This is a genomic window from Pseudomonas sp. UBA7530 (assembly GCF_002479365.1).
Taxonomy (GTDB): domain Bacteria; phylum Pseudomonadota; class Gammaproteobacteria; order Pseudomonadales; family Pseudomonadaceae; genus Aquipseudomonas.
In genome coordinates, this window is sequence record NZ_DLMS01000013.1 from 419,872 (window position 1) to 443,570 (window position 23,699).

Sequence of the window (23,699 nt, forward strand, 5' to 3'; positions counted from 1 at the left end):
TTTCATCCGGGTTACGATTCGCTTTGGTGAGTGGATGTCGCTTTTTACATCCACCGCAGCGGTGGATCGGTAGAGCGTGATCGGGCGTGCGGTCAATCATCCGCAATCAGCCGCTTACCGAGACTGACCGAGGCATCGATCTTGTAGCCAAGCCGCTCGTAGAAGGCCAACGCCGCCGCGTTGGTGTCGCGCACCTGCAGGCTGAGTTTGGGGCAGCCCAGGGCCAGCAACTGTTCTTCGATATACGCCATCAGCTGACGGGCCAGGCCCTGCTGGCGTTGCTCCGGGCACACCGCCAGGTAGTTGACCCAGCCGCGATGCCCCTCGTAGCCGGCCATGGCCGAGGCCACCAGCTTGCCGTCGATCTCACCCACTAGAAACAGCTCGGGCTGCACCGTCAGCTTGCGCTGGATGTCCTTGTGCGGGTCGTTCCACGGGCGGGTCAGGTCGCAGCGTTGCCAGAGGTCGACGACGGCGGCTTCGTCAGCGAGCCGGAAGGGGCGGATGTACATGGTGGACTCCAATCGGTGAGGCCACCGTTTTAGCACAGGCCGATGAACCGGACGCTAGCGCCGCAGGTAGGAGGCGAAGTCGATATCGCCGGCCGAGAGGATCGCCTGCACGCGGTTATGCACGCCCAGCTTGCGCAGGATGGCCGAAACGTGAGCTTTGACCGTGGTTTCGGCGATATCCAGGCTATAGGCGATCTGCTTGTTCGACTCGCCCTTGGTCATGCGCTCGAGCACCAGCAGTTGCTTGCGCGTCAGGGCTTGCAGCAGTTCCGGGGCGATGCTGGGGTTGTCGTGGTGCTGGCGCGAGCTGCCGCTCTTCTGCGAACGGATGATGTCCGGCGGCAGGTAGACGTTGCCGTCGAGAATCTGCGCGATGGCGTCGGTCATCTGCGCGCGTGGCGAGGACTTGGTGATGAAGCCCACCGCGCCATAGGTGATGGCTTGCAGCACGATCTGCTTGTCCTGCTCGGCGGAAACGATCACCACCGGGATGGTCGGCGCCTCGTTGCGCAGGTTCATCAGCCCGCCCAGGCCATGCATGCCGGGCATATTCAGATCGAGCAGGATCAGATCCAGATCGTCGTGGCTCTGGGTCAGCTCCAGGGCGCTGTCCAGGTCGGCGGTTTCCATGATCTCGCTGCCGGGGAACCCGTCGGCGATGACGTTATGGATGGCTTCACGAAACAGCGGATGGTCGTCGGCAATCAGAATCTTGTACATGGCCTTGCACCTCGTTGTTGTGATTATGGGTTGGCAGTGGGCGTGAGGAAAGCAGCAGGCAGTTCGGCGGGTTGAGCGGGCACCAGGGGCAGGCCGGCCTGTTCCCAGGCATCGACGCCGTCACGGTACCAGTAGAGCTGGCGATAGCCCATGGCATGGGCGCGACGCGCAGCGTTCCAGCTCAGCCAGCAGTCGGAGCGGCAGTAGAACACGAAGGGTTGGCGCACGTCGCCACGGCTCTGCTGGTGCAGGTAGTGGGTGAAGTAGCGCTGCCATTGGGGGGCCAAGTTGCCGTCGCCGGCATTGGCCAGCCACAGACTGCCGGGCAGATTGGCGTGGGGTGCGTCCTCGACGAAGCGGTCCTGCACGAAGGGGCGGCGGTAGACGTCGATCAGGCGGGTGTCCGGGCGCTCGGCAAGGAGCTTCTGCAGGGCGGGAGTATCGACGATCTGTACGCCTTCCAGACTGGAAGGCGTGGGGCTGCGGTACTGGCTGCTGCGATAGCCGTCGGCATCGAACAGCTCTTCTGCACGGACGACGCAGACCAACAGCAGGGAGGCGAGCATCAGGCCTGCTTGCACGGGCAGACGGTACTTCATGGCAAGGTCTCTACTTATTTTTGTAGCGGTATTACAGGCCATGGTCGCAGGCTTGGGAATTCTACGTTGGAGAGGAAAACCAGTACCAAAGTAGTAGAGGGATATGGGCTGAACCTGTCATGGGGCTTACCGGTGTTTTGTAGGAGCGAATTCATTCGCGATCCTGGCTCGCCGGGTGCCGGCCCCTTTCGCGGATAAATCCGCTCCTACCGGTCAGGCAGCGTGCTGCAGTCATGGTGATTCGATTAGTTGCATTTGTTTCGTTGCTTAACCCACCTTGCGCAGCGCCGCGTGCTGCGGGTTGAAGGTGGCCACGGCGAGCATGGTGAGCAGCAGCGTCAGGCCGGCGCAGATCAGCAGCGCTTCCGTATGTAGGCACAGGTAAAGGGCGTTGCGCACGAGCTCCACTGCATGGGTAAAGGGGTTGAACGCGCACAGCCAATACAGCCACTCGCTGGACTCGCGCATCTTCCACAGCGGGTACAGCGCCGACGACAGGAAGAACATGGGGAAGATGACGAAATTCATCACCCCGGCGAAGTTCTCCAGCTGCCGTATGCCGTTGGACAGCAGCAAGCCCAGGGCGCTGAGCAGCAACGCCACCAGCAGCAGCGCCGGCAGTGCGGCGAGTACGCCCCATGCCGGAGGTTGCACGCCATAGACCCAGGCGATGGCGATGAAGGCATAGACCTGCAGCAGCGAGATCAGCGCCGTGGCCAGCAGCTTGGCCACCAGCAGGAAGGCGCGGGGCAGCGGGCTGGTGAGCAGTACGCGCATGCTGCCCATCTCGCGGTCGTAGACCATCGACAGCGAGCCCTGCATGCCGTTGAACAGCAGGATCATGCAGGCCAGGCCCGGCACGATATAGGTGTCGTAGGTGATGTAGGTGTCGTACGGCTCGATGATGGCGATACCCAGCGCGGCGCGAAAGCCGGCGGCGAACACCAGCAGCCAGAGCAGCGGGCGCACCAGGGCGCTGAGAAAGCGCGAACGCTGCAGGACGAAACGCAGCCATTCGCGCAGGACGATGCCGCGCAGGCATTCCCAGTAGGCGGTCATGGTTGCGGCTCCTTTGCGGAATCCGTGGGTAGTGTGGACGGAGTAGGAGGGGCTTTAGCCGCGAGCTCTTCGATATTGTGGACATCGCGGCTAAAGCCGTTCTTACGGGCCTGGCCATCCAGGTTCGGCCGCAGCGCCTCGCGCACATGGCCGCGGCCCAGCGCCTCGTCGCCGGTCAGGCGGGCGAAGCTGATGGCCAGGTCGTCGCCGAACTGGCTGGACTTGCCCCAGGCCACGCGCTCGCCACGATGGAGGATCAGCAGGTCATCGCTGGATTCGATCTCGTCCAGCAGGTGGGTCGTCCACAGCACGCACAGGCCCTGCTCGCGGCACAGGTTGCGCACATGTCGGCCCAGCGCCAGGCGGCTGGCCGGGTCGAGCCCGGCGCTGGCTTCGTCGAGCAACAGTAGACGCGGTTGATGGAGCAGGGCGCGGGCGATCTCCACACGGCGACGATGGCCGCCATTGAGCGTGCGCACCTTGTCGTGACGACGCTCGGCGAGATCCTGGCGCAACAGTTCCTCGTTGATGCGTGCCTGTGCCTCGCGGCGCGGCATGCCGTGCAGCGCGGCGTGGTAGGCGAGGTTCTGTTGCACCGATAGGTCGAGATCCAGCGTGCTCTGCTGGAACACCACACCCAACTGGCGCAGCGCCTGGCGCGGTTCGTCGCGCAGGCTGTGGCCGAAGATGCGGATGTCGCCCTGCTGCAGGTCGTACAGGCGAGTGAGCAGGGCGATCAGCGTGGACTTGCCGGCACCGTTGGGGCCGAGCAGGGCACCGAAGCGCCCCGGCACCAGCTCGAAGGCCAGGTCGTTGAGCGCCTGGCGGGCGCCATAGGCGAAACCGACGCCGCTCACCTCCAAGGCGTTCATGGCGTCACCACCACGCCCCAGGGATAGCGGCCGACCTTGATCGACTTGGTCACCTTGAGTGAATCGATGTCGATCACCGATACGTCGCCGCTAACGCCGTTGGTAGTCAGCAGGCGCTTCTGATCCGGGGTGAACGCCAGGTGCCAGACGCGCCGGCCCACCAGCAGGTAGTCGAGAATCTCGAAGGTCTTGGCATCCACCACCGCCACATGGTTGGCCGGACCGAGGGCGACGAAGGCGTACTTGCCGTCGTCGGTGAGTTTGACTCCGACCGGCTGCACCTTGTCCGGGTGCACGCCCTTGATGGCGAAATTGAGCACCTTGAGTACCTGGCGCGAGTCCACATCCAGCACCGTCACCGTGCCGCCGATCTCGGCCGAGGCCCACAGGCGCTTGCCGTCCTTGTCGAACTCGACGTGACGCGGGCGCTGGTCGACCAGAGTGTTGTCCACCAGTTGCTGGGTGCCGGTGTCGATCCAGTGCAGCATGTTGGTGGTTTCGCTGGTGTTGACCGCCCACTTGCCGTCCGGGCTCACCGCCATGCCTTCGGGCTCCACGCCCACTTCGATCTGCGCCAGCACCTCGTCGCTCTGGGTGTCGACCACTGTGACCAGCGCATCGTCCTCGTTGGATATGTACAGCCAGCGGTCGTTGGGGTGCAGGGCGAATTGCTCGGGGTCAGCGCCGGAGGGCAACTCCTTGATGATCTTGCGCGTGGCCAGGTCCATCACCTGTACGCGGTCCGAGTCGCTGGCGCAGATGTACAAGAGCTTGTTGTCCGAGGACAGCAGCAGCCCACGCGGGCGCATGCCGACATCGAGAGTGGCGGTGACTTCCAGGCTGTCGAGGTCGATGACGCTGATGCTGTCATCCTTCTCGTTGGACACGTAGGCAGTGGTGGCCAGGGCCGAGTGGCAGGCCAGGCCGAAGGCGACGGCACAGGCGAGACGGGTCAGGCGCATGGGGTTGATCCTCTTGTTGTAGTTGTTGGTAGCCGTTGCTTTTGTGGGAGGCGCTTCAGCGGCGACTGTCGCGGCTAAAGCCCCTCCTACAGGGGCATACCCGCCAGATCGCAGCTCACCTCGGGCCGGTCGTAGCCGAGGCTGTCCATTTCATTGCTGGGGTGGAGGAAACCATCCTGCGGCGAGGTGCTGACCAGGGCGCGTGGATGCACCAGCGGAATCGGTTGGCGCAGCTCGCCATTCCACGGGCGGAAGCTCAGCTTGCGGCCCTTGAAACCGTCCAGCGGCAGTTGTTCGTTCAGCAGCAGGTGACGAATGCCCTGCGGCTCGGCGGTGCGCTGCTTGGTGATGGCCGTGGCCAAGCTGCGCACCGCCATCCAGGCGGCGAAATCGCGGTCGTTCATCCAGCGCCCGGCCAGCTCTTCGAAGCGCTTCTGCAACTGCGCGGCGCCGAAGGTTTCCACCGTCTTGTGCCAGGCGGTAGGGGTCAGGCCCTGGGTGCCGGCCACCGGGCGCGGCAGCCAGGTGTTGTAGGGCAGGTACTCGCCGAAGTCGCCGCGCTCGTCGGCCACCAGCACCACGTCATACTCACTGGCCTGGGTGAACAGCGGCATCTCCGCCTGTGCGCTGCGGCGCTGGTCGTTGTCGAAGCTCCACGGTTTTTCGGCAACGATCTTGTGGCCGAAGCGCTTGGCCGCACGCTTGAGCGCGTCGGCGTAGGCGATGTCATCTTCGGTGTTGCCGGTCACCAGCAGCCAGCGCGTCCATTTACGCACGGCGAGGAACTGCGCCAGGGCGTCGGCCAGCATCGCGCGGCTGGGCAGGGTGTGCAGCACGTTGCCCAGGCATTGCTCGCGGCGTAGGCCGTCGTCGGCGCTGCCAGCATTGAACAGTAGGCTGTCCGGCAGGCGCGCGCTGAGCTGGTGCAGGGTATCGGCTGGGGCGTTGACCACGAACAGGCGTATGCCGGCCTGATGCTGTTGTTCGGCGGCGGCAAGCAGCTCTGTTGCATCCTCGCTCTCGGCGCTTTGCAGTTCGAATCTCTGCTTGAGGAAGCGCCCGGTGCTGTTGCTGTCGATGATCGCCAGCTCGGCGCCACGGCGGCCGGCGTCGCTCGGCTCGGGAATGACGTTGGACAGCAGCGGCCCGCGCGGCGGCAGATGCGCCAGGAAGCCGATGCGCACCTGCAGCTCGTTCGCGCTGGCGCCGGCTGCCACACCGAACGCGGCGGCGAGGCAGAACAACAGGCGGCAACTGATCCGGTGCATGGGGCGACTCCTGCAAAGGGTGTCGCCAGCATAGGAAGCGCTTACGGCTCGGGAAATATGCCCAAGGTAGCGCTGGGCACGTACGAAGGTCGTAGTCCGTCACGCCAATTGGCGCGACAAACCTGCCCAAAGTACCAGCCCGTCAGTACGAAGGTAGTAACCCGGCGCAGGCCGTTACTTTCTAGCATGGCAGGCAACGTCCAATAACAAGAACGGGTGAACGCCATGCGTATTCTCAAGGCCCTGCTGCTGCCCTTGCTGCTGATCATCAGCCTGCTCGGCGTCGATCAACTTCACGCCGCCGGAGATATGACCCGCCGCCCGGTGGCACTGCCCGACTTGGTGCTGGGTAACGATGACAGCGACTACTTCATGTCGCAGACCGAGTACCAGCTGGAAACCAGCCAGGCCTACCAGCTCAAGATCATCGCCAGCGGCCAGAAGGAATACGCCTTCCAGGCGCCGGAGTTCGCCACTTCCATCTACTTGCGCAAGGTCGAGGCCGGCGGCGTGGAGATCAAGGCAGTCACCCTCACCGAACTGGAATTCGAAGATGCCGGCGAAGCGGAGATTTTCTTTCTGCCGGTCAAACCGGGTAAATACCGCTTCTACGCCAAGGGCCTGGAAGGCAAGGGCATGCTCGGGTACTTCGTAGTCAAGTAGCGCGGCCAAGTAGATGACTGCCCTGGGCCGTATCAATCTCGGCGTCAGCCTGCTGTTCGGGCTGGTGACCTTGGCCGGGCTGGCGCTGCTGTTGCGCCAGGCCAGCCACGATGTGCAGCGCGAGCTACAGGCCGCCGAAGCGGTGGTGGAATACCTCGGCGAAGTGGCGCACAGCAATCCCGGCAGCCTGCGCCCGGAACTGACCGAGAACCTGCGACATATCCGCGTGAGTTGGCTGCGACCGGGCGAAGAGCCCGAGCAGCAGACCGAAAACGTCATCGAGCACTGGATTGCCGAACGCCTGCTGGGCCCGGCCTCACTGGTGGCCGATGCCTGGCCGCTGGAGGATGGCCGCGAGTTGCGTATCGCCCTCGATCCCTATGACGAGATCGAAGAAATCCAGGACTCGCTGCTGCAACTGCTGCTGCTCAGCGCCTTTGCCCTGATCCTCAGCCTGCTGGCCATTCACTTTGCCGTGCGCCGGGCTCGACGTGTGCTGGACGAACTGCTCGCCGGCTTGCGCGAAGTCGGTGCCGGTCACTTCGATATCCGTCTGCGCGACCACGGTCTGGCCGAGGCCAAGCGCCTGGCTGGGAATTTCAACGAGATGGCCATCACCCTGCAACAGGTGCAGGCGGACAACGCCGAGCTGACCCAGTCCCTGCTGGAACTTCAGGAGCGCGAGCGCACGCGCCTGGGTCAGACCCTGCATGACGACCTCGGCCAATACCTCAGCGGCATTCGCGCCCAGGCCTGCCTGCTCAAGGTAATCGCCGATCGCCCGCAGCAGGTGCAGGACACCGCGCGCCTGCTCGACGACAACTGCGAGCGCCTGCAGCAGGGCTTTCGCAGCCTGATCCGCGACCTCTACCCGATGGTGCTGGAGCGTCTGGAGCTCGGCCCGGCGCTGCAGCAACTGGCCGCTGACTGGCAGCAGGCGCAAGGCATACGCTGCCGCCTGCAACTGAGCGAACAACTGCCAAGCCTGCCGCTGGCGAGCAAGGCCCATCTCTATCGCCTGGTGCAGGAGGCGCTGACCAATGTCGCCCGCCATGCCGATGCCAGTGAGGTACGTATTCGCGTGCAACGCCGTGGCCAGGGCCTGCGCTTGTTGGTACGCGATAACGGCCAGGGCACCGCGCTGCCGCTGCGCCCCGGCATCGGCCTGCGCTCGATGCGCGAACGCAGCCGCAGCCTGGGCGGCGAACTGCGTCTGCACAGCCGCCCGCAAGCGGGTTGGGCGCTGTGCCTGAACATTCCCCTGGAGGCAACGTCATGAAGATTCTGCTGGTAGATGACCACGCAGTGGTGCGCCAGGGCTACGCGAGCCTGCTGCGTGCGCTGTTGCCGGAGGTGCAACTGCGCGAGGCCTGTGATGGTGAGCAAGCGTTGCAGCGGGTGCAGGAAGAGATTCCCAACCTGGTGATCATGGATATCGGCCTGCCCGGCATCAGCGGCCTGGAAACCACCCGCCGCCTGCGCCAGCGCCTGCCACAACTGCGCGTGCTGTTCTTCAGCATGCACGACGAACTGCCTCTGGTGCGCCAGGCGCTGGACGCCGGCGCCATCGGCTACCTGACCAAGAACTCCTCACCGAAAGTGCTGGTGGAGGCGGTCAAACGCACCGCCGCCGGCCACGCCTATATCGAGCAGCAACTGGCCACCCAGCTGGCCTGCAATCCCGCCAGCGCAAATGGCCTCGACCCGCGTTTGCGTGAACTGACCCAGCGCGAGTTCGAAATCTTCGTCATGCTCGCCCGCGGCCTGCCACCGAGGCAAATCGCTGAGAAGCTATGCATCAGCGCCAAGACCCTGTCCAACTACCAGACCCTGGTGAAGAACAAGCTGCAGATCACCTCGCAGGCGGAGTTGGTGCATTTGGCGATTGATAGTGGGGTGGTGCGGGTGGGTTTGGAGAGCGCCTGAGGCCGCAATGGTTGGCTCACTGAGCTGCTTTTATCGCGTGGTATGCAGCTCTTGACGCTCCGCCTCCACTGGCGGGGACGCACCTGAATTCGCCTATGGCTCCCACGCGGAGCGTGGGAGCCATAGGTGATAGGTGCGATCGCTTGCTTAGCCTCACTCGCTACCTTCGCGCACCACCCGCCAAATCGTATTGGCCAGATCATCCGCCACGATCAGTGCGCCGCTCGGATCAACCGTCACGCCCACCGGGCGGCCTCGGGTCTTGCCGTCTTCGGTGCGAAAGCCGGTGACGAAGTCGATGGGGTCGCCTGAAGGGCGGCCGTTTTCGAAGGGCACGAAGATCACCTTGTAGCCCACCGGGTTCTTGCGGTTCCAGCTACCGTGCTCGCCGACGAATACGCCGTCTGCATACTGCTCGCCCATCACCTCGCTGGAGAAGTCCAGACCCAACGCCGCGACGTGGGCGCCGAGGGCGTAGTCCGGGACGATGGCGCTGGCGACCTTGTCCTCATCCTGTGGTTTCACCCGTGGGTCGACGTGCTGACCGAAGTAGCTGTAGGGCCAGCCGTAGAAGCCGCCTTCCTGCACCGAGGTGAGGTAGTCGGGCACCAGGTCCTCGCCCAGTTCGTCACGCTCGTTGACCACCGCCCACAAGGTGCCGGTGCCAGGTTGGATGGCCAGCGCGGTGGGGTTGCGCAGGCCGGTGGCGTAGGGTTTGTAGGCGCCGGTTTCGGCATCCACCTGCCAGACCAGGGCGCGGTCAACTTCGGCCTCCATGCCGCGCTCGGTGATGTTGCTATTGGAGCCGATGCCTACGTACAGGTAGCGGCCGTCCTCACTGATGGTCAGCGCCTTGGTCCAGTGGTGGTTGATCTCCGATGGCAGGTCGGCGACCTTGCTCGGCGGGCCGCTGGCCTTGGTCTGGCCTTCTTCGTAGTCGAAGCGCACCAGCTCGTCCTGGTTGGCCACGTACAGGTTGCCTTCGTGCAGCGCCAGGCCGTAGGGCGCGTTGAGGTCTTCGGCAAACACCGTCTGCAGCTCGTAGCTGCCATCACCATCGGCGTCGCGCAGCAGGGTCAGGCGGTTGCCGCTTTCCACTGAGGTGTTGCCGCGGGCCTTGATCACGCCGGCGATCACGTCCTTGGGCTTGAGCTTGGCTGCGTTGCCGCCACGGCCTTCGGCAACGAGGATGTCGCCGTTGGGTAGCACCAGGGTTTGCCGGGGGATCTTCAGGTCAGTGGCGATGGCGCTGACGCTGTAGCCTTCGGGCACAGTCGGTCGTTGATCGCCCCAGGGCGTCGGCTCGGCGATGGTCATGCTCGGCAGGAGGCCGCGTTCGGGTTCGGGCAGGTCCGGCTGGGCGCCGTAGAACTGCTGGTTGCTGCCGGGCTCCTCGCCGCAGGCGGCCAGCAGTAGGGCGAGGGGCAGGGCAGTCAGTGCGATGGCAGTTTTCATCGGGCATCTCCTGTGCGTGGCTGGGCCATGCCGACCCAGGTGGCGGCAATGGCCAGCAGGGTGACGATCACCGACAGGGCCAGGCCCTGGGGCATGAGTGCCCAGGCATCCTTGGCGTGTTCAAGTGCGTTGATGAAACCCAGCACCCAGGTGACCAGTAGCAGCAGGAAGTAGGTGAGGGGGCGCGGGTTACGCCTGCGGAACAGCCCGACCAGGGCGAACAGCATCGCCAGGCCGGTAAAGACCAGGGCGCCGGCGATCAGCCAGGAGGCGAAATTGCTCCATTGGATCTGATAGCTGCGGTAGTAGGCGATGTCGGCAATCAGGGCGCCGAGAAAAAGCGGCACCTGGCCGCACAGCAGGGTGGCGTGTAAGGGGCTGAGAATGTTGGCGTAAGCGTACGGAGTTGCAGTGGTGGTGGTCACGGCAGATCCCTCTTGGGTCGATGACTGATGGCGGCTCACTCGCAGTGGCCTCGATCCGACTGTTCCTAAAAAGGGATTGCCTTGTGCCGGCATGGTTCAGTTGTTTTTGACAGCGGCCCAGACAGTAATGCGTCTAGCCCGGCGCCTGGATGATCTATAGGAGCGGATTTATCCGCGAGCCGATAGTGAGCATCGCGGCTGAAGCCGCTCCTACAGAGACGAGGTGTTGCTGCGGTGGTGAAGCTCAGTCCCAGCCCTTGGGGCATTGCACGCAGCCGGGCATGTTGGCGTCCTGGAAGTTGCCGAAGCGGGTGCGCGCGCCGGTGAGGTTGGCATTCTCCAGGTTGGAGCCGCCGAGCTTCACCTCCTGCAGGTTGGCATTTTCCAGATGTGCACCCTTGAGGTCGGCCTTGCTCAGCCAGGTCATTTCCAAGTTAGCGGCCTGCAGCTGGACGTTGTGCAGCTTGGCGCCAGAGAGGCGGGCGAATTCCAGGTTGGCGGCGCGCATGTCGGCGCCTTCGAATTGTGCAGCCTGGGCGAACATTGCCCAGCCGCCGATGGCCACCAGGCTGGCGCCGGACAGGTCAGCCAGGCGCAGGTTGCTCTGCTGCAGGCTGGCGCGGGTGAGGTTGGCGCCGCGCAGCTTGGCTTTCTCCAGGTTGGCCAGGTCGAGGTTGACGTGGCGCAGGTCGGCGCCAGACAGGTCGGCACCGGACAGGTCCATGCGGCGCATGTCGAGATTGCGCAGGTCAGCGCCACGCAGGTTGGCGTTGGGGCATTTGCTGTCGGGTTCGATGCGGCAGCCGTTGATCTGCGGCACGCCGTCGTTCTGGGTTTCGGCGCCGATGGCGTGGCTGCCGATTACCAGCAGCAGGACCGGGATAAGCAGGGGCAGGTAGTTCATGGCGAGTCCTCGGATGGGATGATGGGTGAGGCAGTCGCGGCTAAAGCCCCTCCCACAGGCAAAGGCGCATGGCGCACCCTAGGTGCGCCATGCGCTGGGCCCTTAGCGTTGGGCGCTGGCCTTGTCCCAGCTCGGCAGCTTGAACACCCAGAAGGAACCACCTTGGGCGACCGGCTTGGTCAACTCGGCCATGTCGCCACCCCACAGCGGTACGGCGCCGCCGTAGCCAGCAGTCACGCCGATGTACTGCTCACCGTCCTGTTCCCAGGTGATGGGCGGGGAGATGATTCCGGTACCGACCTGGAACTTCCACAGCTCCTTGCCGTTCTTGGCGTCGAAGGCCTTGAAGTAGCCGTCGCCGGTGCCGGTGAACACCAGGTTGCCCTTGGTGGCCAGTACGCCGGCCCATAGCGGCAGACGCTCCTTGTGTTCCCAGGCGACCTTGCCGGTGGTGGGGTTCATGGCGCGCAGGATGCCGACGTGGTCGTCGAACAGGCGCTTGATGCGGAAACCCATGCCCAGGTAGGCGGATCCCTTCTTGTAGTGCGCCTCTTCGGCCCAGTAGTCCTCCTTCCAGTGGTTGGCTGGTACGTAGAACAGGCCGGTGTCCTGACTGTAGGCCATCGGGTTCCAGTTCTTGCCACCGAGGAAGGGCGGGGAGACTTCGACCACTTGCCCCTTGGTTTCGCCGGCCTTGGGCTTCGGCGGGCGCTGGCCTTCGTTCTCGACCGGGCGACCGGTTTCCAGATCGATGTGGCTGGCCCAGGTGATCTTGTCGACGAAGGGGAAGGCGTTCTTCAGCTTGCCGTTGGCGCGGTCGACCACGTAGAAGAAGCCATTGCGGTCGGCATGGGCGGTGGCCTTGGTGACCTTGCCGTCCTTGTCCTTGTAGTCGAACAGCACCAGCTCGTTGTTGCCGGAGAAGTCCCAGGCATCGTTCGGGGTGTGCTGGTAGAACCACTTCACTTCGCCGGTGGTCGGGTCGACGCCAACCTGGCCGGAGGTGTACAGGCTGTCGTAATCCTTGGGATTGCCGCCGTCTGCGGTGCGTGCCCAGCCGTTCCATGGGGCCGGGTTGCCGGCGCCGATGATGATGGTGTTGGTTTCGGCATCGAAACTGGCGCTCTGCCACGGGGCACCGCCGCCCTGGCTCCAGGCTTCCTTCTTGCCGGTCGGGTGGTTGGGATCGTCCGGCCAGCTCGGCGCCTTGATGTCGCCGGTCGGGTTGCTGTCCTTGCCGTTCAGGCGGCCCATGTGGCCTTCGACGAAGGGGCGCATCCAGACTTCTTCGCCGGTGTCCGGGTCGCGGGCGAACAGGCGGCCGACCACGCCGAACTCGTCACCGGAGCTGCCATGGATCAGCAGCACCTTGCTGCTCTTGCCGTCCTTCACGATGGTCGGCGCGCCGGTCATGGTGTAGCCAGCGGAGTGATCGCCGAATTTCTTGTTCCAGACCACCTTGCCGGTGTCCTTGTTCAGCGCCACGACGCGGGCGTCGAGGGTGCCGAAGTAGATCTTGTCGCCATAGATGGCGGCGCCGCGGTTGACCACGTCGCAGCACGGGCGGATGTCGTCGGGCAGGCGGTGGCTGTAGGTCCACAGGCGCTTGCCGGTCTTGGCGTCTAGGGCGAAGACGCGCGAGTAGGAGCCGGTCACGTAGACCACGCCGTCGTGGATGATGGCCTGGGATTCCTGGCCGCGCTGCTTCTCGTCACCGAAGGAATAGCTCCAGGCCGGGGTCAGCTTGAACACGTTGTCGGCGTTCACCTGGGCCAGCGGGCTCCAGCGCTGGGCGTTGGTGCCCATGCCGTACTGCAGCACGTTGCTGGTGGTGGCGTGGTCGTTGGCAATGTCTTCCCAGGTGACCGGCTTGGCGAACGCGCTCTGGCTCAGCGCCAGGCCGCCGGCCAGCATCAGGGCGAGCGCCAGCGGGCGCGGGGTGCTGGGTAGGTTTCTTGTTGTCATGGTTGTGCTTCCCGTTGAAGAAAGTGATCGCCGCAGTGGCAAGTCGATGGTGGTACCCGGCCACCTTTGCGCCTACGGAAAAACTCCCGCCTTCACCGGGAGGATTTCCCGGTCGGGGCATGACTTGGACTTGCTGCCAAGGCATCGCCAACACCCCGACCCAAGCCCTACTACCAAGGGACTAGAACGCGACCACCAAAGCAGCATTCGGCGCGTTGCGCGGCCTTTCTAAGATGGTCGGCACAAGCTCTGAACGGGCTGTCTTGCGTGCATTAGATGAGGTCCTAGCCATGAACAAGAAGATCCAATCCACCCTGGCGTTGCTGCTGCTCGCCGCGTCGACCAACCTCTGGGCGCACGGCGATGTGGTACCGCAGGCAGTGAACACCGACGGCCTGGAGCCGCTGGGTGAGGAATGGCTGGAAGAGAACCCCTATCGTGACAACCCGCGCGCCATCGAGATCGGCTCCTCGGCCTACAACCAGAACTGCGCCGCCTGCCATGGCCTGGAAGCCAAGTCCGGCGGTATCGCTCCGGACCTGCGCCTACTGGAGCTGGGTGCCAGCGGTGACGAATGGTTCAAGGAGCGGGTGATCAACGGTGCGGTGCGCGACGGGCGTGTGTACATGCCGAAGATGGCCGACTACCTGAGCCAGGAAGCCCTGTGGGCGGTGCGTACCTATCTGGAGAGCGTGCACGTCGAGGAGTAAGCGCTTGATGATAAATCTGCTGCGCTCGGCATCTCGCGTTTCGGCGGTGCTCGCAATGCTCATGTATGCCAATACATTCCGCTTGCTGCGCGCAGGCTCAGCGCGACCTGCCATCGCTCGCGACGATTTCTTCATAAGCGCTCGCGTCATGCGCCGGCTGGTCCTCCTGTGTGGCCTGCTGCTAGGCCTGGGCATTGCCCAGGCACAGGTGCGCGACTTCGACCGCATCACCGAGTCGGGCACCCTGCGTGTGGCGCTGTACCAGAACTTCCCGCCCTACAGCTACGAGCAGGACGGTCAGCCGCGTGGCGTCGACTACGAGCTGGCCAAGGCGTTGGCAGAGGGACTCGGGCTGAAGCTGGAAGTGATGTGGGCGCCGCCAGGCGAGAAGCTCGACGACGACCTGCGCGACTACATCTGGCGTGGCCGGGTGACCGCGCAAGGTCAACTGGCCGATGTGATGTTGCGTGTGCCCTACGACCGCGACTACGCGCAGATGCGCAATGAGCTGGGGGAGCTGGTCAACGAACGCGTGGTGATGTTCGGCCCCTATCAGCGTGAGCGCTGGCAACTGGCTTTCGATCGTCGGCGTCTGCCCGAAGTGCCGAGCATCGTTGCGCTGCGCCAGCACCCGGTGGGGGTGGAAGTCGAGAGCGTGCCCTCGTTCTACCTGAGTTCGGTACAGGGCGGCATGCTCAGCCAGGAAACCCGTCATTACCCGACGCCGAAGCTGGCCTTTGCGGCCATGCAGGGTGGTGAAGTGGATGCGGTGATGGCGCTGCGTGGCGAGGTGGACTGGCTGGTGCACGAGGCCGATGACCCGCAACTGGCGCTGGCCGAGAACGCCTACCCGGACATGGGCCGGCAGATCTGGGAAATCGGCATGGCGGTGCACGAAACCAACCGGCAACTGGCCTATGCCCTGGAAGAACAGCTGGAAAACATGATCCTCGACGGCTCACTCGAGCGCCTGTACGCGCGCTACGGGCTGCGCTACGAGAAGCCAGAACAATACCAATAAGAGTCGAGCCGGAGGTGGGCGATGGATTGGCGTAGCCTGATGTTGCTGGCCCTGTTTGCCTGGGCCTGGGAAGCGCGGGCCGCTGCGCCCGATCCGGTCACCTCGGTGATGTGGGACTACTATCACCAGCGCCTGCTCAACGGTGAGGCCTTCTTCTTCGACGACAAGGTTCGCCTCGAGGTGCCGCCATTCGCCGAGGATGCGCGCCAGGTGCCGATCCAGATCGACGCCAGCGCCTACCGCGGCAAGGTCAAGCGCATTCTGGCCTGGGCCGAGCTCAACCCGATCCCGCGTATTCTCGACTTCGCTCCCGGCGAGCATCTGGAGCCGAGTCTGGCCATTCGCATCCGTGTCGAGCAGGCCACGCCGATTCGCGCGGCGGTGCTCACCGACGATGGCGTCTGGCATATCGGCTCGGCCCGCGTCGAAGCAGCGGGTGGCGGCTGTACTGCGCCCAGCGTGGTGCGCGCCGAGGCTGGCTGGGAGGAGCGCCTGGGCCAGGTGCTGGGCAAGCGCTTCGTACGCGGTGAGGACAGCCGCCTGCGCCTGCAGGTATCGCACCCGATGGACAACGGCCTGGTCGGTAGCATCCCCGAGTTCTACATCGAGCAGGCCGAGCTGCGCGATGCCGATGGCCAGGTGTTGGGGCGCATCGAGTTGTTCCCGGCGGTCAGCGAGAACCCGACGCTGACCTTCGACCTGCGTGGCGATCAGCAGGCCGAAGTCTGGCTGCGCGACAACAACGGCAACGAATTCCAGGCCGCGTTCTGACGACGGTTCCATTCGCCGCGGGGCGCGGCTCCTACAACAAGAAGCAACAAATGCTCGCCCATTCTGTAGGAGCCCCGCCCCGGGGCGAAGCTCGCGGCTCAGGCACATTTTCGAGGAGAAAGGTATGCGCTGGATATTGTTTCTGCTGGCTCTCGGGACCGGGTTTGCCCAAGCACTCGATTACCAGCTGCAACCCCGGCAGATCTCTGACGGCGTCTGGCTGCTGGAAGGCAGCACCGACAATTTCGCGGCGGAAAATGGCGGCAATATCGTCAACCTCGGCTTCATCGAAACCGCGGCCGGTGTGGTGGTGATCGACACCGGGCCGTCGCGGAGCTACGGCGAGGCGCTGCGCCAGAGCATCGAGAAGGCCACCGGCAAACAGGTGGTGCGCGTACTGCTGACTCACCATCACCCCGATCATGTGCTGGGCAACCAGGCCTTCGCCGGCCTCCCCATCGCTGCGTTACCCGAGACCACCCGATTGCTGGCCGAACAGGGCGACGCCATGGCAGAGAACATGTACCGCCTGGTCGGCGACTGGATGCGCGGCACCGAGGTGGTATTGCCCACCGAACAGCTGCAGGAAGGCACGCTGGAAATCGGCGGCCGGCGCCTGCAACTGCTGGCGCTGCGCGGCCACACCGGCGCCGACCTGGCTATTCTCGACGAGCGTACGGGCGTCTTGTTCGCCGGCGATATCCTGTTCTACCAGCGCGCGCTGACCACGCCGAACAGCCCCGGGCTGGATGTGTGGCAGGCCGATCTGGATCGACTTGAGGCCTTGCCGTGGAAGCAGATCGTGCCCGGCCATGGCCCGGTGACCAGCGATGCGGCGCCGTTCGTGCAGATGCGTTATTACCTGGGCTGGCTCGATGGCTTGCTGCGTCAGGGAGCGGAGCAGGGCGCGGATATGAACGAGCTGATCCGCGCGCCCATTCCCGAGCGCTTCGCCCAGGTGAATCTGTCGCGCTATGAGCTGATCCGCAGCGTCAGCCACCTGTACCCGCGCTACGAGCGCAACGCCATGGCGCGGGTGGATCGTCAGGATTAGCGGCGTGCGGTGCTGTGGGAGGGAATTGCGCTGTGGGAGGGGCTCAGCCGGTACCTGTGCAGGAAGATATCGTCGCTGAAGCGCCTCCCACTCTTATGCCGGCTTCGTAGCCCGGATGAAATCCGGGAGAAATATGCGCGCTATCCCCGGATTTAATCCGGGCTACAGGCTGCTCTTGTGGGAGGGGCTTTAGCCGCGACTTACGTATAAGGGCGTCGCCGCTGAAGCGCCTCCCACAATACGTCTGGACCTAGAGCTCTTCGTCGTCACGAATCAGCACGTAATGACGGCCGTGCTCGGTCTCTTCGTGGTCATAGACGTAATACATCACCACTTCGCCCAGGCTGGACTGCACGGCCACGTAGTCACCGCTCTCGGGCATGAAGAAATCCCGAGTTGCCGGCTTGGCCAGGCATTCGATATGGGCGGTGACGAAGTGGGTTGGGTCTTCTTCGCCGTAGTAATCCTCACGCTGGTGCGCATCCCAGTCCTGCGGCGGCTCGAAGGCGCCGGTGATCAGTACCTTGCCGTCGCCCAGATCCTGCTCTTCGGCATCCCGGTCCTGCTCGTCGGGACGATAGACAGTGCAGTCCAGTGCATCGGGATGGTTGAGAATTTCCTGGCGAGGTTGGGGCACGGGTGTCTCCGGTCAGAATGTGCGGGCGGCCAAGTGTCCGGCAAAGGCGTGGCCGCCGCAATCGTAATGATCGCAGGCTGTGGGGCAGGTATTGCTACCAAGGAACGAGGAAAATCGGCTGGGTGTGCAATTGTTGGGTGGCCTGTGCGAGCCAAGAATTTGCGGCAGACCGGGAAAAATTCCCGGCAATAACAATGAACCCGCAGAGGTAGCCGCAATGAAACACGCCGGTCTTCGCCAGCCTTTCCTCCTCACCGCACTCTGTGCCGCCATGCTGTTGCCGTCCGCCGCCGCGCTGGCGGTCACCGACGCCGAGATTCTCAAGGACGCCACCACCACCGACGAGATCGTCACCAACGGCCTCGGCTTGCAGGGCCAGCGCTACAGCCCGCTGAACATCCTCAACGAGCAGAACGTCAAGGAGCTGCGCCCGGTCTGGACCATGTCCTTCGGCGGGGAGAAGCAGCGCGGTCAGCAGGCGCAGCCGCTGATCAAGGACGGCGTGATGTACGTCACTGCCTCCTATTCGCGGGTATTCGCCGTCGATGCGCGCACCGGGCGTGAGCTTTGGCAGTACGAAGCGCGCCTGCCGGACGATATCCGCCCCTGCTGCGACGTGATCAACCGGGGTGTCGCCCTGTACGACGACCTGGTGATCTTCGGCACCCTCGACGCCAAGCTGGTGGCGCTGAACAAGGATACCGGCAAGGTGGTATGGCGCAAGAACGTCGCCGATCACAAGGCGGGTTACTCCATCACCGCCGCGCCGCTGGTGGTCAATGGCAAACTGATCACCGGCGTTTCCGGTGGCGAGTTCGGCGTGGTCGGCAAGATCGAAGCCTACGATCCGAAGAACGGCGAGCTGCTGTGGAGCCGTCCGACCGTCGAAGGCCACATGGGCTACGTCTACAAGGACGGCAAGGCCGTCGAGAATGGTATCAGCGGCGGCGAGGCCGGCAAGACCTGGCCGGGCGACCTGTGGAAGACCGGCGGCGCCGCGCCCTGGCTAGGCGGCTACTACGACGCCGACACCAATCTGCTGTTCTTCGGCACCGGCAACCCGGCGCCGTGGAACTCGCACCTGCGTCCTGGCGACAACCTCTATTCCTCCTCGCGCCTGGCCCTGAACCCGGATGACGGCAGCATCAAGTGGCACTTCCAGACCACGCCGCACGACGGTTGGGACTTCGACGGCGTCAACGAGCTGGTCTCCTTCGACTACCAGGAAGACGGCAAGACCATCAAGGCGGCGGCCACTGCCGACCGTAACGGCTTCTTCTACGTGCTCGACCGTACCAACGGCAAGTTCATCCGCGGCTTCCCCTTCGTCGACAAGATCACCTGGGCCAAGGGCCTGGACAAGAATGGCCGGCCGATCTTTGATGACAGCAACCGCCCAGGTTCGCCGAGTGCGGCAGAGAAGGGCAAGAGCGTGTTCGCCGCGCCGGCCTTCCTCGGCGCGAAGAACTGGATGCCCATGGCCTACAGCCAGGACACCGGCCTGTTCTATGTGCCGTCCAACGAGTGGGGCATGGACATATGGAACGAGGACATCGCCTACAAGAAAGGCGCGGCCTACCTGGGCGCCGGTTTCACCATCAAGCCGCTGAACGAGGACTACATCGGCGTATTGCGCGCCATCGATCCGAAGACCGGCAAGGAAGTCTGGCGCCACAAGAACTACGCGCCGCTCTGGGGCGGAGTGCTGACCACCAAGGGCAACCTGGTGTTCACCGGCAACCCGGAAGGCTACCTGCAGGCGTTCAATGCCAAGACCGGCGAGAAGGTCTGGGAATTCCAGACCGGCTCGGGCGTGATCGGCTCGCCCGTGACCTGGGAGATGGACGGCGAACAGTACGTCTCGGTGCTGTCCGGCTGGGGTGGTGCGGTGCCGCTGTGGGGCGGCGAGGTGGCCAAGCGCGTCAAGCACCTGAATCAGGGCGGTATGCTGTGGACCTTCAAGCTGCCGAAGGAACTGGTGGCCAAGCACTGATTGGTCGAAGCGCCAGACGATGGCCGGACACTGTCCGGCCATCGTCGTTTCTGGGGCTGTCAGCGGGCTACTGGCTGCTTCGAAATGCCACGGACGAGTTTTTCGTGGTCTGGAACGCAAGACCAGGCGAACGGGTCTAGCCTTTAGCTTTCATGGCCCGTACCTCGCTGCCAAAGGCCCGGCCCAGACCGCTTGCCGCTCTACTACCAAATGACTAGGCGATCTGTGCCATGGGCGCATACCGAGGTTTTCAGAGGCTTCCTAAGATCGAACCATGACTCGCTTCCCCGATTGGCAGCGGGCTCCGACAACAAGAGAGGTCAGCATCATGATTTACGCGAAACCGGGTACCGCAGGCGCCGTCGTCACCCTCAAACCACGCTACGGCAACTACATCGGCGGTGAGTTTGTCGCCCCGCTCAGCGGCCAGTACTTCAGCAACACCAGCCCGGTCGATGGCTCGGTGATCGGTGAATTTCCTCGCTCCAACGCCGCCGATGTCGACAAGGCGCTGGACGCCGCACATGCCGCCGCCGATGCCTGGGGCCGCACCAGCGTGCAGGAGCGTTCGCACATCCTGCTGAAGATCGCCGACCGTATCGAAGCCAACCTCGAGCTGCTGGCCGTGGCCGAAACCTGGGACAACGGCAAGGCCGTGCGTGAAACGCTGAATGCCGATGTGCCGCTGGCTGCCGACCACTTCCGCTACTTCGCCGGTTGCATTCGTGCCCAGGAAGGCAGCACCGCCGAGATCAACGACGGCACCGTGGCCTATCACTTCCACGAACCGCTGGGCGTGGTCGGGCAGATCATCCCGTGGAACTTCCCGCTGCTGATGGCCGCCTGGAAACTCGCTCCGGCCCTGGCCGCCGGCAACGCCATCGTGCTCAAGCCTGCCGAGCAGACCCCGCTGTCGATCACCCTGCTGGTGGAAATCATCGGCGACCTGCTGCCGCCAGGCGTACTCAACATCGTTCAGGGCTTCGGTCGCGAGGCAGGTGAAGCGCTGGCCACCAGCAAGCGCATCGCCAAGATCGCCTTCACCGGCTCCACCCCGGTCGGTTCGCACATCATGAAATGCGCGGCCGAGAACATTATTCCGTCTACCGTCGAACTGGGCGGCAAATCGCCGAACATCTTCTTCGCCGACATCATGAACGCCGAGCCGGCCTTCATCGAGAAGGCCGCCGAAGGCCTGGTACTGGGCTTCTTCAACCAAGGCGAAGTGTGTACCTGCCCGTCACGTGCGCTGGTACAGGAGTCGATCTACGACGCCTTCATGGTCGAAGTGATGAAGAAGATCAAGCAGATCAAGCGCGGCAACCCGCTGGACACCGAGACCATGGTCGGCGCCCAGGCCTCGCAGCAGCAGTTCGACAAGATCCTCAGCTACCTGGAGATCGCCCAGCAGGAAGGCGCGCAGGTGCTCACCGGCGGCGCGGCCGAGCGCCTGGACGGGGATCTGGCCAGCGGTTACTACATCCAGCCGACCCTGCTCAAGGGCACCAACAAGATGCGCGTGTTCCAGGAGGAAATCTTCGGCCCGGTGATCGGTGTGACCACCTTCAAGGACGAGGCCGAGGCCCTGGCCATCGCCAACGATACCGAGTTCGGCCTCGGCGCCGGCGTGTGGAGCCGCGACATGAACGTCGCCTACCGCATGGGCCGCGCAATCAAGGCCGGCCGCGTATGGACCAACTGCTACCACCTGTACCCGGCGCATGCCGCCTTCGGTGGTTACAAGAAGTCCGGTGTCGGCCGTGAAACCCACAAGATGATGCTCGACCACTACCAGCAGACCAAGAACCTGCTGGTGAGCTATGACATCAATCCGCTCGGTTTCTTCTGAGTTCTGATGCATCCCAACGGTGGCGCGCTCGCTCCGGCGCGCCACCTCTTGCCAGGCGAAGAACCCTACCCGGGTGGATCTGCAGGCAGCCATGGGCCTGAACGGCAGCAGATCCTTATCGCGACGCGGCTTCGGCCGCGTTTTTTATTGGCGATGGGGTTTGACTCTGCCTTTGCTTGAGCGTGATCGCGGATAAATCCGCTCCTACAGAAAAGGCGCGCGCCTGGCCGGTAGGAGCGGATTTATCGGCGATTGAGACTGGCACCGCGCCCACCGAGATCGAGAACAAATGCGCTGATTTCCGCCCACCTGTATTCAGCCTTGCGTTTTTATTGACGCATGTTTCAAGCGCGGCGATGACAGGAACCTTCGGGTGCGAGTCGTGCCTACTGATAGCGTCACCTACCAATGCCAGTGCCGATTCATCCCAAAGTACCATTTGGCCTCTTGCCTGGCGGGGGCTTAATGAGGGTGCCGGAATGCCCCGGCGCCATAACAAGAGGACCGCACCATGTGGACTAAACCCGCCTACACCGACCTGCGCATTGGCTTCGAAGTGACCATGTACTTCGCCAACCGCTGATCGCTCCTGGCCCCGGTTCGTCCGGGGCATCCCCCGCTGGTGACCTCCATGCATATCCAGATTCTCGGCTCCGCCGCCGGCGGCGGCTTTCCCCAGTGGAACTGCAACTGCCGCAATTGCCATGGCGTGCGGGCCGGTACCCTGCGGGCGCAGCCGCGTACGCAATCATCCATCGCCATCTCCGATGACGGCGAGCAGTGGATCCTGTGCAACGCCTCGCCGGACATTCGTGCGCAGATCGAAGCCTTTCCCGCGCTGCAGCCTGCGCGCAAACTGCGCGACACGGCGATTGCCAGCATCGTTCTGCTCGACAGCCAGATCGACCATTGCACAGGCCTGTTGACCCTGCGTGAAGGCTGCCCGCATCAGGTCTGGTGTACCGAGATGGTCCATCAGGACCTGACCACCGGATTTCCGCTGTTCAATATGCTCAGCCACTGGAACGGCGGCCTGCAGCACCGGCTGATCGAGCTGGACGCCAAGCCCTTCGCCATTCCCGCCTGCCCGGCGCTGAGCATCACCGCCATCGCCCTGCGCAGTAGCGCGCCGCCTTATTCGCCGCATCGGGGCAATCCGCACCCGGGGGACAATATCGGCCTGTTCATCGAGGATACGCGTAGCGGCCGCAGCCTGTTCTACGCTCCCGGCCTGGGCCAGGTGGACGAGCAACTGCTGGGCTGGATGCGCCGCGCCGACTGCCTGCTGGTGGACGGCACGCTGTGGCGCGACGACGAGATGCGCGTGTGTGAGGTGGGCGACAAGCTCGGCAGCGAGATGGGACATCTGTGCCAGAGCGGTCCCGGCGGGATGATCGAGTTGCTCGACGGCCTGCCGACCGCACGCAAGATTCTTATCCATATCAACAACACCAACCCGATTCTCGACCTGGATTCGCCCGAACGCGCCGAACTGGACGCCCACGGCATCGAGGTCGCGTTCGATGGCATGAGCATCGTTTTGTAGGCTGTGCGCACCGGGGAGTTCTGATGAGCCAAGCTGCCATGACACCTGCCGAGTTCGAGCAGGCGCTGCGCGCCAAGGGCGCGCTGTACCACATCCATCATCCGTTCCACCGCGCCATGTACGAAGGGCGCGCCACCCGTGAGCAGATTCAGGGCTGGGTGGCCAACCGCTTCTACTATCAGGTCAATATTCCGCTCAAGGATGCGGCGATCCTCGCCAACTGTCCGGATCGCGAAACGCGGCGCGAGTGGATCCAGCGCATCCTCGATCACGACGGTGCACCCGGAGAGGAGGGCGGTATCGAGGCCTGGCTGCGCCTGGCCGAGTCCGTCGGCCTCGACCGCGATCAGGTGCTGTCGCAGGAGCTGGTGCTGCCCGGCGTGCGCTTTGCTGTTGATGCTTACGTCAACTTCGCTCGCCGCGCCAGTTGGCAGGAGGCGGCCAGCAGCTCGCTGACCGAGCTGTTCGCGCCGACCATCCATCAGTCGCGCCTGGACGCCTGGCCGCAGCACTATCCCTGGATCGATGCTGCCGGTTACGACTACTTCCGCAATCGCCTGAGCCAGGCGCGGCGCGATGTCGAGCATGGCCTGCGCATCACCCTGGAGCACTACCGCACCCGTGAGGCGCAGGAACGCATGCTGAACATCCTGCAATTCAAACTGGATGTGCTGTGGAGCATGCTCGACGCCATGAGCATGGCCTACGAGCTGGAGCGCCCGCCGTATCACACGGTGACGGCCGAGCGTGTCTGGCATAGGGGAATCGACCTGTGAGCGGATTGAATG

At 64.0% G+C, this 23,699-nt stretch carries 25 protein-coding genes; 12 read left to right on the plus strand and 13 right to left on the minus strand.

The window, feature by feature from the left end; all coding sequences use genetic code 11:
- Positions 1-92 precede the first annotated feature (92 nt).
- The 7 genes from B2U07_RS22565 to B2U07_RS22595 form a co-directional block, all read right to left on the minus strand.
- Positions 93-512, minus strand: a complete 420-nt coding sequence (locus tag B2U07_RS22565) for a GNAT family acetyltransferase (protein WP_275547648.1) — start codon at positions 510-512, stop codon at positions 93-95.
- Positions 513-566: 54 nt separating this feature from the next.
- Positions 567-1,232 (minus strand): response regulator transcription factor, encoded by a 666-nt coding sequence (locus tag B2U07_RS22570; RefSeq protein WP_161867778.1) that lies wholly within the window; start codon positions 1,230-1,232, stop codon positions 567-569.
- A gap of 23 nt (positions 1,233-1,255) precedes the next feature.
- Positions 1,256-1,831, minus strand: coding sequence for a PQQ-dependent catabolism-associated CXXCW motif protein (locus B2U07_RS22575; protein ID WP_275547649.1), 576 nt, complete (start codon positions 1,829-1,831; stop codon positions 1,256-1,258).
- 267 nt (positions 1,832-2,098) lie between these two features.
- Positions 2,099-2,890 carry an ABC transporter permease gene (locus tag B2U07_RS22580; protein ID WP_275547650.1) on the minus strand — a complete coding sequence of 264 codons (792 nt, stop codon included), beginning with the start codon at positions 2,888-2,890 and terminating at the stop codon, positions 2,099-2,101.
- Positions 2,887-3,762, minus strand: a complete 876-nt coding sequence (locus B2U07_RS22585; RefSeq protein WP_275547651.1) for an ABC transporter ATP-binding protein — start codon at positions 3,760-3,762, stop codon at positions 2,887-2,889. Before B2U07_RS22585 ends, B2U07_RS22580 begins: the two co-directional genes overlap by 4 nt.
- Positions 3,759-4,724, minus strand: a complete 966-nt coding sequence (locus B2U07_RS22590; RefSeq protein ID WP_275547652.1) for a YVTN family beta-propeller repeat protein — start codon at positions 4,722-4,724, stop codon at positions 3,759-3,761. Before B2U07_RS22590 ends, B2U07_RS22585 begins: the two co-directional genes overlap by 4 nt.
- A gap of 86 nt (positions 4,725-4,810) precedes the next feature.
- Positions 4,811-5,992 carry an ABC transporter substrate-binding protein gene (locus B2U07_RS22595; RefSeq protein ID WP_275547653.1) on the minus strand — a complete coding sequence of 394 codons (1,182 nt, stop codon included), beginning with the start codon at positions 5,990-5,992 and terminating at the stop codon, positions 4,811-4,813.
- A 225-nt stretch (positions 5,993-6,217) separates the two neighbouring features.
- On the opposite strand from B2U07_RS22595, the gene B2U07_RS22600 reads away from it, so the two are divergent.
- The 3 genes from B2U07_RS22600 to B2U07_RS22610 are packed head-to-tail and all read left to right on the plus strand — an operon-like array spanning position 6,218 to position 8,581.
- A complete protein-coding gene (locus B2U07_RS22600) occupies positions 6,218-6,655 on the plus strand; it encodes a copper-binding protein (RefSeq protein WP_275547654.1) in 438 nt (145 codons plus the stop codon).
- A 13-nt stretch (positions 6,656-6,668) separates the two neighbouring features.
- Positions 6,669-7,934: a HAMP domain-containing sensor histidine kinase gene (locus B2U07_RS22605; protein WP_275547655.1), complete on the plus strand. Its 1,266-nt coding sequence runs from the start codon at positions 6,669-6,671 to the stop codon at positions 7,932-7,934.
- On the plus strand, positions 7,931-8,581 hold the full coding sequence (locus B2U07_RS22610) for a response regulator transcription factor (protein ID WP_275547656.1): 651 nt from the start codon (positions 7,931-7,933) through the stop codon (positions 8,579-8,581). Before B2U07_RS22605 ends, B2U07_RS22610 begins: the two co-directional genes overlap by 4 nt.
- Before the next feature lie 153 nt (positions 8,582-8,734).
- Here the strand turns inward: B2U07_RS22610 and B2U07_RS22615 are convergent, their stop codons facing one another.
- The 4 genes from B2U07_RS22615 to exaA all read right to left on the minus strand — a co-directional run bounded on the left by B2U07_RS22615 (position 8,735) and on the right by exaA (position 13,330).
- Positions 8,735-10,036, minus strand: coding sequence for a PQQ-dependent sugar dehydrogenase (locus B2U07_RS22615; protein ID WP_275547657.1), 1,302 nt, complete (start codon positions 10,034-10,036; stop codon positions 8,735-8,737).
- On the minus strand, positions 10,033-10,461 hold the full coding sequence (locus B2U07_RS22620; RefSeq protein ID WP_275547658.1) for a DUF2231 domain-containing protein: 429 nt from the start codon (positions 10,459-10,461) through the stop codon (positions 10,033-10,035). Before B2U07_RS22620 ends, B2U07_RS22615 begins: the two co-directional genes overlap by 4 nt.
- Before the next feature lie 244 nt (positions 10,462-10,705).
- Entirely contained in the window at positions 10,706-11,365 is a 660-nt protein-coding gene (locus B2U07_RS22625) for a pentapeptide repeat-containing protein (protein ID WP_275547659.1), read from the minus strand.
- Positions 11,366-11,467: 102 nt separating this feature from the next.
- Positions 11,468-13,330 (minus strand): quinoprotein ethanol dehydrogenase, encoded by a 1,863-nt coding sequence (exaA, locus tag B2U07_RS22630; RefSeq protein ID WP_419096374.1) that lies wholly within the window; start codon positions 13,328-13,330, stop codon positions 11,468-11,470.
- A gap of 290 nt (positions 13,331-13,620) precedes the next feature.
- On the opposite strand from exaA, the gene pedF reads away from it, so the two are divergent.
- The 4 genes from pedF (at position 13,621) to B2U07_RS22650 (ending at position 16,886) form a co-directional block, all read left to right on the plus strand.
- Positions 13,621-14,040: a cytochrome c-550 PedF gene (pedF, locus tag B2U07_RS22635; RefSeq protein WP_017363267.1), complete on the plus strand. Its 420-nt coding sequence runs from the start codon at positions 13,621-13,623 to the stop codon at positions 14,038-14,040.
- Positions 14,041-14,188: 148 nt separating this feature from the next.
- Positions 14,189-15,061 carry a substrate-binding periplasmic protein gene (locus B2U07_RS22640; RefSeq protein WP_275547660.1) on the plus strand — a complete coding sequence of 291 codons (873 nt, stop codon included), beginning with the start codon at positions 14,189-14,191 and terminating at the stop codon, positions 15,059-15,061.
- 21 nt (positions 15,062-15,082) lie between these two features.
- Positions 15,083-15,832, plus strand: coding sequence for a quinoprotein dehydrogenase-associated SoxYZ-like carrier (locus tag B2U07_RS22645; RefSeq protein WP_275547661.1), 750 nt, complete (start codon positions 15,083-15,085; stop codon positions 15,830-15,832).
- Between the two features lie 124 nt (positions 15,833-15,956).
- Positions 15,957-16,886 carry a quinoprotein relay system zinc metallohydrolase 1 gene (locus B2U07_RS22650; RefSeq protein WP_275547662.1) on the plus strand — a complete coding sequence of 310 codons (930 nt, stop codon included), beginning with the start codon at positions 15,957-15,959 and terminating at the stop codon, positions 16,884-16,886.
- Positions 16,887-17,136: 250 nt separating this feature from the next.
- On the opposite strand, the gene B2U07_RS22655 is transcribed toward B2U07_RS22650, so the two are convergent.
- The gene (locus tag B2U07_RS22655; protein WP_275547663.1) at positions 17,137-17,523 is read right to left on the minus strand and encodes a hypothetical protein; all 387 of its coding nucleotides are present in this window, start codon (positions 17,521-17,523) and stop codon (positions 17,137-17,139) included.
- Between the two features lie 217 nt (positions 17,524-17,740).
- On the opposite strand from B2U07_RS22655, the gene B2U07_RS22660 reads away from it, so the two are divergent.
- Positions 17,741-19,516, plus strand: coding sequence for a methanol/ethanol family PQQ-dependent dehydrogenase (locus B2U07_RS22660; RefSeq protein WP_275547664.1), 1,776 nt, complete (start codon positions 17,741-17,743; stop codon positions 19,514-19,516).
- A gap of 328 nt (positions 19,517-19,844) precedes the next feature.
- Positions 19,845-21,365: an aldehyde dehydrogenase family protein gene (locus tag B2U07_RS22665; protein WP_275547665.1), complete on the plus strand. Its 1,521-nt coding sequence runs from the start codon at positions 19,845-19,847 to the stop codon at positions 21,363-21,365.
- Between the two features lie 115 nt (positions 21,366-21,480).
- On the opposite strand, the gene B2U07_RS22670 is transcribed toward B2U07_RS22665, so the two are convergent.
- The gene (locus B2U07_RS22670) at positions 21,481-21,804 is read right to left on the minus strand and encodes a hypothetical protein (protein ID WP_275547666.1); all 324 of its coding nucleotides are present in this window, start codon (positions 21,802-21,804) and stop codon (positions 21,481-21,483) included.
- Positions 21,805-21,876: 72 nt separating this feature from the next.
- Here B2U07_RS22670 and pqqA point away from each other — a divergent pair, with 72 nt between their 5' ends.
- From pqqA to pqqC, 3 genes are read left to right on the plus strand one after another with little or no spacing between them, the layout of a single operon-like run.
- Complete coding sequence (gene pqqA / locus B2U07_RS22675; RefSeq protein WP_003243383.1) at positions 21,877-21,948, plus strand: pyrroloquinoline quinone precursor peptide PqqA; 72 nt, start codon at positions 21,877-21,879, stop codon at positions 21,946-21,948.
- Between the two features lie 48 nt (positions 21,949-21,996).
- Positions 21,997-22,911, plus strand: a complete 915-nt coding sequence (gene pqqB, locus B2U07_RS22680; RefSeq protein ID WP_275547667.1) for a pyrroloquinoline quinone biosynthesis protein PqqB — start codon at positions 21,997-21,999, stop codon at positions 22,909-22,911.
- 23 nt (positions 22,912-22,934) lie between these two features.
- Positions 22,935-23,687 carry a pyrroloquinoline-quinone synthase PqqC gene (pqqC, locus tag B2U07_RS22685; protein ID WP_275547668.1) on the plus strand — a complete coding sequence of 251 codons (753 nt, stop codon included), beginning with the start codon at positions 22,935-22,937 and terminating at the stop codon, positions 23,685-23,687.
- Positions 23,688-23,699 lie beyond the last annotated feature (12 nt).